Source organism: Variovorax sp. P1_H12_2 (assembly GCF_056405335.1).
In genome coordinates this window covers 1-10,283 of sequence record NZ_JBFUCI010000220.1, presented here as the reverse complement: position 1 = coordinate 10,283, position 10,283 = coordinate 1, and the positions used below count along the sequence as shown (strand labels likewise).

Annotated in this window: 12 protein-coding genes; 6 read left to right on the top strand and 6 right to left on the bottom strand. The window is 66.3% G+C overall.

Annotated elements, in window-relative coordinates:
- The 5 genes from AC1D2K_RS20720 to AC1D2K_RS20700 form a co-directional block, all read right to left on the bottom strand.
- The coding region (locus tag AC1D2K_RS20720) for a helix-turn-helix transcriptional regulator (protein ID WP_478090708.1) at nucleotides 1–130 on the bottom strand (130 nt) is incomplete at its 3' end.
- A gap of 202 nt (nucleotides 131–332) precedes the next feature.
- Nucleotides 333–923, bottom strand: a complete 591-nt coding sequence (locus AC1D2K_RS20715; protein WP_478090707.1) for a hypothetical protein — start codon at nucleotides 921–923, stop codon at nucleotides 333–335.
- Entirely contained in the window at nucleotides 920–1,297 is a 378-nt protein-coding gene (locus AC1D2K_RS20710) for a hypothetical protein (protein WP_478090706.1), read from the bottom strand. The genes AC1D2K_RS20715 and AC1D2K_RS20710 overlap by 4 nt, the downstream gene beginning before the upstream one ends.
- Nucleotides 1,298–1,457: 160 nt before the next feature.
- On the bottom strand, nucleotides 1,458–1,748 hold the full coding sequence (locus AC1D2K_RS20705; protein WP_478090705.1) for a hypothetical protein: 291 nt from the start codon (nucleotides 1,746–1,748) through the stop codon (nucleotides 1,458–1,460).
- A 12-nt stretch (nucleotides 1,749–1,760) separates the two neighbouring features.
- On the bottom strand, nucleotides 1,761–3,101 hold the full coding sequence (locus AC1D2K_RS20700; RefSeq protein WP_478090704.1) for a phage integrase central domain-containing protein: 1,341 nt from the start codon (nucleotides 3,099–3,101) through the stop codon (nucleotides 1,761–1,763).
- A gap of 528 nt (nucleotides 3,102–3,629) precedes the next feature.
- Here AC1D2K_RS20700 and AC1D2K_RS20695 point away from each other — a divergent pair.
- The gene (locus tag AC1D2K_RS20695; RefSeq protein ID WP_478090703.1) at nucleotides 3,630–4,154 is read left to right on the top strand and encodes a hypothetical protein; all 525 of its coding nucleotides are present in this window, start codon (nucleotides 3,630–3,632) and stop codon (nucleotides 4,152–4,154) included.
- Nucleotides 4,155–4,185: 31 nt separating this feature from the next.
- Nucleotides 4,186–4,557 carry a hypothetical protein gene (locus AC1D2K_RS20690; protein ID WP_478090702.1) on the top strand — a complete coding sequence of 124 codons (372 nt, stop codon included), beginning with the start codon at nucleotides 4,186–4,188 and terminating at the stop codon, nucleotides 4,555–4,557.
- Nucleotides 4,558–4,573: 16 nt separating this feature from the next.
- On the opposite strand, the gene AC1D2K_RS20685 is transcribed toward AC1D2K_RS20690, so the two are convergent.
- On the bottom strand, nucleotides 4,574–5,101 hold the full coding sequence (locus tag AC1D2K_RS20685) for a TetR/AcrR family transcriptional regulator (protein ID WP_478090701.1): 528 nt from the start codon (nucleotides 5,099–5,101) through the stop codon (nucleotides 4,574–4,576).
- Between the two features lie 237 nt (nucleotides 5,102–5,338).
- Here AC1D2K_RS20685 and AC1D2K_RS20680 point away from each other — a divergent pair, with 237 nt between their 5' ends.
- The 4 genes from AC1D2K_RS20680 to AC1D2K_RS20665 form a co-directional block, all read left to right on the top strand.
- Nucleotides 5,339–6,586, top strand: coding sequence for a branched-chain amino acid ABC transporter substrate-binding protein (locus tag AC1D2K_RS20680; protein ID WP_478090700.1), 1,248 nt, complete (start codon nucleotides 5,339–5,341; stop codon nucleotides 6,584–6,586).
- 35 nt (nucleotides 6,587–6,621) lie between these two features.
- On the top strand, nucleotides 6,622–8,256 hold the full coding sequence (locus AC1D2K_RS20675; RefSeq protein ID WP_478090699.1) for an acyl-CoA dehydrogenase family protein: 1,635 nt from the start codon (nucleotides 6,622–6,624) through the stop codon (nucleotides 8,254–8,256).
- Between the two features lie 13 nt (nucleotides 8,257–8,269).
- A complete protein-coding gene (locus tag AC1D2K_RS20670) occupies nucleotides 8,270–9,772 on the top strand; it encodes a class I adenylate-forming enzyme family protein (RefSeq protein ID WP_478090698.1) in 1,503 nt (500 codons plus the stop codon).
- Between the two features lie 13 nt (nucleotides 9,773–9,785).
- Nucleotides 9,786–10,283: acyl-CoA thioesterase domain-containing protein (locus AC1D2K_RS20665; RefSeq protein WP_478090697.1), on the top strand; the 498-nt coding region annotated here is incomplete at its 3' end.

Sequence of the window (10,283 nt, the reverse complement as noted above, 5' to 3'; positions counted from 1 at the left end):
CGTCAATCTCGTGTTCGAGCCAAGCGACACTCTTCTCGCTGATCTTGATGCTGCTCGGCAGCAGCCCCTTCTCCATCTGCGCGTAGACGCTGCCATGCGAGAGGCCGGTCTTGTTGCGCACGGGTGCCATGCGGATGGGACGGGGAACTTGCTTTTCTTTGGTGCTCATGACCACTCCAATCTGGTTGATGGAGTGGTCTGGAATTTCCAGAAAGTCCACTCCGACAGGGCTGACGGGGTGGATAGTCGCGGCGATGAACGGCCGCGTCGATGACAGAAAGTCGGCTACTTATTGTCCGTAGCCGCGAGATGGTTGCCGGCCAAGCAGCCCGCTACAGATCGGCTCCGTCGTCGCGGGCGGGCCAAGGCGTCGGTGCGGAACCATGTTCAATCACGTGCAAGACCCAAGGGGTATCTGGTGTGGGCAAGCCAGGATTGAGACCCATGGCGGACGCAACCTGCTCAGGCGTTATGGAGGCAGTTTCGACGGAGGGCGCGCGCGCCTCAATCGCCGCCCTCTTCGCCCAGCGCTGAATGGTCTTGGCGTCTGCGCCCTTTCCCTTGTTGTCCTGAACTTGTTCACCAACAGCGGCGGCCACCTCTTCGACGGTCCCGCCGTCTTCCCGGCCCTTGAGAAACTGGCGGACGGCGGCCCGCTTCTTGGCATCGTCAAGGACGCGCTCTTTCGGCCTCTTCTTGGGGCGGCTCGGGAGCATGTTGGCCGCGATCGCGCGCGCCACGGCTTGATTTGCGAGTTGTTGGAACTCAGGAATCGTGGCGGCCTTGGCAACTACAAAATCGGCAAGGACTTCGAGCACCTCGCGATCAAATTGAACGATGTCCAGCTCGCTGAATTGGCTGAAGCCGAGATGGCGGTTTAGCAAGTCGCGTTGGAGAGCACGCAATCTGATAGTCGAAGTCATGCAAGGCCCCAAACGGAAAGCAGGTCTTCGCCCGCAGAGCCGTCCGTTGCATCAAGCGTGTAGCCGGCCGTCGCGACCAGCTTGCGCAGCTTGGCAAGATCGGCTTTTTGAGTGCCGGAAGCAGTGGCGAGCAGACGATCCGCAATCTTGACTGCCTCCACCAGCAGGTCGGCGCCCTCATTGACAGGGCTGGAGAGGCTCAGCTCGGGCGGCCAGCGCTTCAGGCGACGCAGCGGGCCGTTGTTGCGCACGCGGAACACGCAGACGGTGCCAGTGGCGCCCGTGAGAACCACATACTGATGAGAGGCGTGTTCCATCACGACGCCGCCGCTTACGGTTTCTTGGCCCCCGCCGGCACGGAAGTAGCCGGCCATCGCTCGCTGCACTAGTTCAGATTCGTTCGTCGCTGTCATTTTTATCCATGGTGGCGTGTTAAGTCCTTAATGTATGTCTGACAAACATAGTCTGTCAAACATATTATGGGCTATGGCCGCMCCTGACCCGTTAAGACCACGGCGCAGGTTCGACGCGGACTCAGAAGCCCCTTGCGCTGCGCTGTGCGTCCTCAATTGCGCCACCCGCCAGCGCCCAACACGCAGCGGACACGGCGAAATCGGCGTAGGCGTTCGCGGCGCGTTCGAGCAAAGCCTTCATCCGCGGATCGGCGTCGTACTTCTCGAAGAGCGGCCCCATCCTCGGGAAGATGGCGGGCGACATGAGGTCGGCGCGGCCAGCGATCACATCCTGCAGCCATCGCCGATCCGCTTGACGCTCGCGGGCAGCGATGAAGGCGCGCGTGAACGCCATGAAATTGGCGAAGGTCATGCCGCCCCTCCTCTAGGCGGCTTTCTTCGCGGCCGGCATCTTGACCACGTTGCCGATGCCCTTGCCCTCTAGGAGGCGGTGCAGCGTTTCGAGAGCGACACGCTTCTCGTCGAGATATTCGTGCCCGTCGTAGTGCCGTGCCTGCACGCCCGCTACACCGTGGGATTGCAGGCGTCCCCGGTCGTCGCGGGACACGCGCGCACTCGCGAGAAGCGTCTCGACGCCGGACCTGATCCGCTTGGCGTTGAACCCTTCGATCGGCGGCTCCGCAGTACCTGCGGCCTCGACGGCCCAGTTTGCGAGCGTTGTAGGGCTCAGGTGCGTTTCACCGCCGTCCGTGGACATAGCGTACACGCCGGCCGGCTTCAGCGCCGCCATGGCTTTCGCCGCGGCCGGAATGAGTGGTACGAGGTGCGGCCGGGCAGGCTTGCCGGGTCGCCCCTTCCCATCGAACAGAAGAATACTGTCGGCGGACACGTTCGCTGTCGTCACGTCGACGAGTTGCCGAATGCGCTGCCCCCCGGTCAGCAAATGCACGCGCAACGCCGCGCCCTTGCTGCCGCCCAGGTGCTGGATCGCACTCCAGTACCGGCGCATCTCGTCACCGTTCAGGGGGTTCTTGTCTGCCCTGTTCGCCGCTTCGTCTGGCGCAGTGTCGGCAGCCGGGTTGGTCGTAATGCCGTAGCTCTTGAACGCCACCGGAATGCTCGCCTTCGACCTCGACGCTTTTGCCACCTGAAACGCGGCTCGCACGTAGCTTCGCAGCTTGTTGGCTGTCCTGTCCTTGCCGCTCTCGATCAGCTTGCGCATCACGTCGGCGATTTCCTCCGACGTGACCTCGCTGGCTTGCTTGTCGGCCAGCTTCGGCCACGCGCCCTTGACGTGCAACTTGAAAATGCTGCGCGCATCGACGTGCGATCCGCGGCCCAGGCCCTTCAGGTAGTCGCAGTAGGCCTCCAGCAGCTTGTAGAGCGTGTACTCCTTGCCGGCTGCTTGCGTCCGAGCGGCGAGTTCGCGCTCGGCCCGACGGCGCTCCTGTAACGCTGTGTAGCCTCCCTCGTCGGCGCTGTCCCGATGCTCCTTCGCCATGGCCTCCGCCGCTCGAAATGCGGCCCGTATCGAATACCCCTTCGTCGTGGGCTCGACGGACTTGGGCGGCGCGCTTGAGTCATAGGTGCCGATCGGAACGCGCGTGGTCTTCCCGGCCAGCGTGAACCGCCAATAGAGGTGCACGTCGCCCCCGCCCAGCTTGCGTGCCTCCACGGTCCCGACGCCGACCTTCCCCAAGGACGCGAACGCGCCCGGCTTCAGCCCGATGATTACCTGCCCGGGGGTTGCTGCTCCATCTGCCATGCGGCCTCTTCCTGTGTGATAACGACTGTCACCATTCTAGAATCGGTGACAGGCTGGTGACAGTCTAGGAGTGCATGAAGTGGATGGAATGGACGGCTTTGACCGTGATTTTTACCTCTGTAGAGCCCACCTACCTCGGAAGGCCGTCAATATCGTCCAGGAAATCTAGAAATGTCGGACTCTTAATCCGTAGGTCGAGTGTTCGAGTCACTCAGGGCCCACCAGCAAACCCTTCACTGGTATAGAAACGGCGCTATCGAAAACGATAGCGCCGTTTTCTTTTGGGCGTCGGAAACGAGACGCCAGTGATGAGGGTGTCAAAGCACGCACCCGATCTCACTGACGCCTTGAAGGTATCTCTGGGCGCCGCGCAACGCATCAGCGATACGCCATTCGTGATATTGAGAATGGGCGCTTTGAGGCGTACAACTTTTGCGCCCGATGGGCCTTCGCGCCTGTTTGTTCAACCTCCTCAAGTGGGGGGCCTTGGCCCTGGTATCACCGCCCGTGGCGGGGCAGGGAAAGATCATGAACAAACTTTGCGGAAAGGCTGTGCTTTGCGCCGCGGCGGCAGCGGCGGCGACGATGATGGGCGCTGCATGGGCACACCAGGAAGGTCGAATGACGGGTGGCGGAAGCTTTGTCTGCAGTGATCCGGGGCAACAAAAAGTGACGCATGGCTTCGAGTTGCACTGCAAGGGCGATCCGCCGGCCACGCTCGCAGAGCCCAACAATCTGGAAATCAACTTTTCCGGCGGCGACAATTTCCATCTCACCACTTTGACGAAGGCGGTGTGCACCGACACCGACGCGATCCAGCAACCCCCGAGTGCGAACTTCGATACCTTTGACGGCGCCGGAACCGGCACCTTCAACGGTCAGCCTGCAGAAATAACATTCACCTTCACCGATGGCGGAGAGCCTGGCACCAAGGACACCGCGCTGGTCCTCATCAAGCTGACCGGGACGGGACAAACCGTGCTCAGCTGCAACACGGCGCCTCTGACCTTCGGCAATCATCAGGCGCACGAGGCGACCGGCAGCAAGCAGTAGCAACGGTTCGGCACCCCGAAGGGGCATCGTCGTGGCGAAAAAGAAGCAAGGAATGCGCAGGACGGCAGCAGGCATTTGTCTGGCAGCGCTGTCTGCGTTCGCGGGTGCATCGCTGTTTGCAGCCGACACTGAAAAGGCGTCCTCGATCAAGGCGGCCTTGATCGAGGAGCCAACGGGCCAGGATGTCGAGCGCGACGAGTCCGGCTCGGCGAGCCTCGGCGGAGCACTCTACAGCCCGTTCAGCCCCGCCTTTGAAGCGGTGCCGCAACCACTCAATGCCAGCGCTGCGCCGACGCGGCAAGACGTGGACGAAGGGACGTCCGACCTGGTCGTGACGACGGTCGCCTCCTCCGTTGCTGCAGGGCTCCTCGTCGTTCTTGTTCGCGTCCTTGTCGCGAGTTAGGGATCAGGGCGACGGGTCAGCGCAAGGTCTCGAGGTAGGCATTGACTGCCGTGCGCGCCTGCCGCGACAACGCCTGCAAATCAGGCGCACCGACGGCGCTGATGTGGACGTGCGAGACCAGCCCGTACATCACGGTCTGGCTGACGCGCGCCGCTTCCCGGATCGGGCAGCCCGCGGGCAGGTCCGCCGCGGCGGCGAGCGCATCGGCCCAGGCGTCGACGAAGCGCTCGTACATCTTGCGATAGGCGTCGACGCCCGACAGGTGGCGTTCGAGCAGGTAGTGCGCGCCCCACTCCGCCGGCCGCTCGCGGTGGGCCTCGATCTGCGAGTCGATGAGCGCGTCGACGATCTCGCGCAGCGGGCGGCCCGTGTGCCGCGCGACGGCGTCCTGCATCGCCATCAGCAGCGCCTTGGAGCGCAGGTGCAGGCAGACGCGCGCCAGGTCCTCCTTGCTGGCGAAGTATTCATAGAAGCTGCCGAGGCCCGTGCCGGCCACCAGCACGATCTCGCGGATCGTGATGCCCGCGTAGCCGCGTTCGACCAAAAGCCGAACAAAGGCTTCCTGCAGGGCTTGCGAAGTCTGCAGCGCACGCGACTGGCGCGGCTTTCTCCTCGAGGGAGAAGTCGGGGAACGTTTGATCCTGGTCTCCTTGCGCCGGAACCCGAACACCCGGAGCGTCGGTTGTTCCTAGAATTTTTCGAGCTGACAGGCTGCATTCTGCAGCGATGGACAGCAGCGCCGAAGCCCGGCGCGGAACCCAGAAAAACGGGAGACAAGATCATGCAAACCATCGTCCGCGCGGCTTCGGCCGCGCTCGTCCTGGCTGCCGCCACCGCCTCGGCGCAGCCCGCCTCGACCGTGAAGATCGCCTCGCTGGACGCGATGTCCGGGCCCATGGCCGGCCTCGGCCTCAACGTGCTCAAGAGCTTCCAGTACACGGTGAAGATGGCCAACGACGAGGGCTGGGCAGGGCCCACCAGGTTCGAGATCGTCGCCTTCGACAACAAGCTGTCCGCCCAGGAGGCCCTGAGCCTGCTCAATTCGATCGTGGCCCAGGACATCCGCTACGTGGTGCAGGGAACCAGTTCCTCCGCCGTCGGCGTCGCGCTGCTCGGCGCGATCGACAAGCACAACAGCCGCAACCCGGGCAAGGAGATCGTGTACCTCAACTATGCGGCGCAGGCGCCCGTGATGACCAATGCGCAGTGCAGTTTCTGGCACTTCCGCACCGACGCCAATTCCGACATGAAGGTGGCGGCGATGACGACGCACATCGCGCTTCAGGCCGGCGTGAAGAAGGTCTTTCTTCTGAACCCCAACTATGCCTACGGCCAGGAGGTCTCCAGGGCCGCGCGCGAACTGCTGGCCAAGAAGCGCCCCGACATCGAGATCGTCGGCGACGACTTCCATCCGCTGGGCCAGGTCAAGGACTATTCGCCCTACATGGCGAAGATCAAGCGCGCCGGCGCCGACACGGTGATCACGGCCGACTTCGGCGCCGACCTGGCCCTGATCGTGCGGGCCGCACGGGATTCCGGACTCGGCGTCGATTTCTACACGCTCAACGCCAACAATTTCGGCGTGCCGGGCGCCATGGGCGCGGCAGGCGTTGGCCGGGTCAAGCTGGTCTCGGCCTTCAGCCCCAACGACCCGGGCCTGTCGGGCAAGCCGCTGCTCGGCGGCTTCAAGCGCCAGGTCAACGAGGATTTCACCAACAGCCTCGGCCACAACGCGATCGTGATGCTGGCGCAGGCGATTCGCGAAACGAAGTCGACCGATCCCGTCACCGTGGCCGCGAAGATGGAAGGCATGCGCTTCGAAGGTCTCAACGGTCCGGTCGAGATGCGCAAGTCCGACCACCAGGCCCAGCAGCCGATCTACGTGCTGAGCTGGGAAAAGGTCGACGGCAAGGCCGTGGTGCACGACCAGGAGAACACCGGGCTGGGCTGGAAGCAGGTGGCCGTGGTCGATGCCAAGGCGGCCGAGCAGGCCACCACCTGCCAGATGAAGCGCCCATCGGGCAGCTGAGGCCGCACCCTCCATTCACCTCCGAAAGACACACCATGACCGGCATCCATCCCGACAACCAGGTTCCCGAACTCAAGGACTACAACGTCTACACCAGCGACCCGGCCCTGCGCCGCGCGGTGGCGCGCGGCGGCGCCGGCTGGCGCGACGACGAGCTGGTGCGCCAGGGCGCCGAGTACGGCGCCGAGGCCACCCTGCGCGCCGCCGAGGACGCCAACCACCATGAGCCCGAGCTGCACACGCACTCGCGCACCGGCGAGCGCATCGACGCCGTCAGGTTCCATCCCGCCTGGCACACGATGATGACCATCGCGCGGCGCAACGGCATCGCCAACCTCCCCTTCTTCGACCAGCGCCCCTCGGCCTGGACCGGCTACGGCGCCTCGCTCTACATGCACAGCCAGATCGAGTCGGGCTCGACCTGCCCGACCACGATGACCAAGGCCTGCATCCCGGTGATGCGGCTCAACCCGGCGCTGTTCGAGGCGGCGGCACCCAAGCTCGGCGCCACGGTGCACGACGCGCGCGACATCCCCTTCGCGCAGAAGCACTCGATGACGGTCGGCATGGGCATGACCGAAAAGCAGGGCGGCAGCGACGTGCGCACCAACACCTCGCGCGCGGTGCCCGCGGGCCAGGGCCCCTGGGGCGAGGAGTTCCTGATCACCGGCCACAAATGGTTCTTCTCGGCGCCGATGTGCGACGGCCACCTGGTGATCGCCAAGACCGATGAGCGCGGCTCGACCTGCTTCTTCGTGCCGCGCTGGCGGCCCGATGGCAGCAAGAACCCGATCCACATCCAGCGCCTGAAGGACAAGGTGGGCAACCGCTCCAATTCCAGCAGCGAGGTCGAGTTCAAGGAGGCCTGGGGCGTGCTCGTCGGCGAGGAAGGCCGCGGCATTCCGACCATCATCGAGATGGCGACCTATACCCGCCTCGACTGCGCGGTCGCGAGCGCCGGCTTCATCCGCCAGGCCTTCGCCCAGGCGCTGCACTACACGCGCAACCGCCATGCCTTCGGCCGCGCTCTGGTCGACCAGCCCGTGATGACCGAGCTGCTCGGCGACATGGCGCTCGAGTCCGAGGCCGCGACGCTGCTGGCCATGGACCTGGCCTCGCACTTCGGGTCCAGCGATCCGTTCGACGTCGCCTGGCGCCGCCTCATGACGCCCGCGGCCAAGTTCTGGAACTGCAAGCGCGCGGTGGCGCTGACCGGCGAGGCCATGGAAGTCTTCGGCGGCAACGGCTATGTGGAAGACGGCCCGATGGGACGCCTGTTCCGCGAGGCGCCGGTCAACTCGATCTGGGAAGGCTCGGGCAACGTGATGAGCCTGGACGTGCTGCGCGCGGTCTCGCGCAATCCGGACGATGCCCATCGGGTGCTCGACCATCTGCAGGAAATCGCCTCGCAGGACACCCGCCTGCGGACCCAGACGCAGGCCTTGCGCGATGCGCTCCTGCTGCCGCCGAACGAGCTCGAACGCCAGGCCCGCCGCTTCACGCAGCGCCTGGTGCTCACCGCCCAGGCCTGCCTGATGCTGCAGCACGCCAGCGCCGAGGCCTCGGCCGCCTTCATCGGCAGCCGCTTCGACCCCGACTGGGGGCCGGTGACCGGCATCACCGCCGGCACCAGCGATCCCGGTGCGCTGCTGCGCGCGGCCTGGCACTGAAGACGCGACAGGCATGACTGATTTCGTTTCGGTGCTGGACCAGCACGCCCGCGTGCAGCCGGCCAGGGAATTCCTGCGCGCGGCGGGCCGTTCCTTCAGCTACGGCGAGTTCGCCGAGCTCAGCCGCCGCGCCGCCACCGTGCTGCGCGGCCACGGCATCGGCGCCGGCGACAAGGTGGCGCTGCTGTGCTTCAACACGCCGGGCTTCGTGCTCGCACTGTTCGGTGCCTGGCGACTGGGCGCCGCCGTGGTGCCGGTCAACCACAAGCTGCAGGCGCCCGAGATCGACTACGTGCTGCGCCACTCGGGCAGCAGGCTGTGCGTGGTGGACGGCGCCCTGGCCCCGCTCGCGCAGAAGATCGACCACACGCCGGTCTGGCTCGCGACCGACAGCGCCGGCGCCGGCATGGCCTCCTTCGACGCGCTGCTCGAGCAGGCCGCGCCGATGGCCGACGCCGCGCCGCCGCCCGGCGATGCGCTGGCCGAGATCCTCTACACCTCCGGCACCACGGGCAAGCCCAAGGGCTGCCTGCACACGCACGCCAACGTGTTCCTCGCGGCGCTGTGCGCCGCGGCCAGCACTTCGCTCACGCGCCACGAGCGCACCCTGATCGCGATGCCGGCGTGGCATTCGTCGCCGCTCAACAACTGGCTGCTCGGCACGCTGCTGATGGGCGGCAGCGCGGTGTTCCTGCGCGAGTACGCGCCCAAGGCCTTCCTCGATGCGCTGGCGCAGGAGCGCATCAGCTTCACCTTCGGCGCGCCGATCGCCTTCCTGGCCCCGCTCTCGGTGGTGCCGGACGTCAAGGCCTACGACTTCGGCGCGATGCGCATGTGGGCCTACGGCGGCGGACCGCTGGGCGCCGACATGGCGCGCAAGCTGGCCGACAGCTACGGCAGCGACCGCTTCGTGCAGGTCTACGGCATGACCGAATCGGGTCCGCTGGGCACGGTGCTCTATCCCGAGGAGGCGATCGCCAAGGCGGGCTCGATCGGCCGCGCGGGCGTGCCGGGCGTCGCAGTCGAGGTGCGGCGCGCCGACGGACAGCGCTGCACGGCCGGCGAAGTCGGCGAGATCCACCTGCGTTCGCCCGCGATGATGAAGGGCTACCTCGACAACCCGGAGGCCTCCGCGGCCGCCTTCGACCCGCAGGGCTGGTACCGCACCGGCGACCTGGCGCGGATCGACGAGGACGGCTACCTCTTCATCGTCGACCGGCTGCGCGACATGATCGTCACCGGCGGCGAGAACGTGTACTCGAAGGAGGTCGAGGACGTGCTCGCGATGCATCCCGACCTGCAGGACGTGGCCGTCATCGGCCGGCCGCATCCGGAATGGGGCGAGACGGTGACGGCGGTCGTGGTGGCACGCGCCGGTCGGGCGGTCGACGGCGAAGCGCTGCGCAGGTACCTCGAGCCGCAGCTGGCGCGCTACAAGATCCCGCGCGCCTACGAATTCCGCGACGCGCTGCCGCGCACGGCCACCGGAAAGCTGCTCAAGCACCAACTGCGGTAAAAACGCAGTCACCATGACCCCTACCTCGATCGCCTCCGCCCGCCCCGCCGCTGTCTTCGCGCGCGAGGGCGATGTCTGGCTGCCCAGCGAACTGTCGCGCGGGCCGTGGGATCCCCGGGCCCAGCACGGCGGCGCGCCCAGTGCCCTGATGGCGCATGTGGCCGAAAGCGCCATGGCCGAACCCGGCTGGCAGCTCGCGCGCCTGAGCGTCGAACTGGTCAAGCCGGTGCCGGTGGCGCCGCTGACCACGCGCTGCACCGCACAGCCCGCGCGCTCGACCACCCGCCTGACGATCGATCTGCTGGCCGGCGAGACGCTGGTGGCGCGCGCCCATGCGCTGATGCTGCGCAGCCAGGCGCTGGCGCTGCCCGACGGCCTGCCGGGGCTGTCGCCGCCACGCCTGCTGCCGCTGCCCGGCGACTGCAGCGAGCCGCTGCGCATCCCGGGCCTGCCCGTCGGCGTCTCGTTCCACGGCGCCGCCATGGACACGCTCGTCGCCCAGGGCGATATC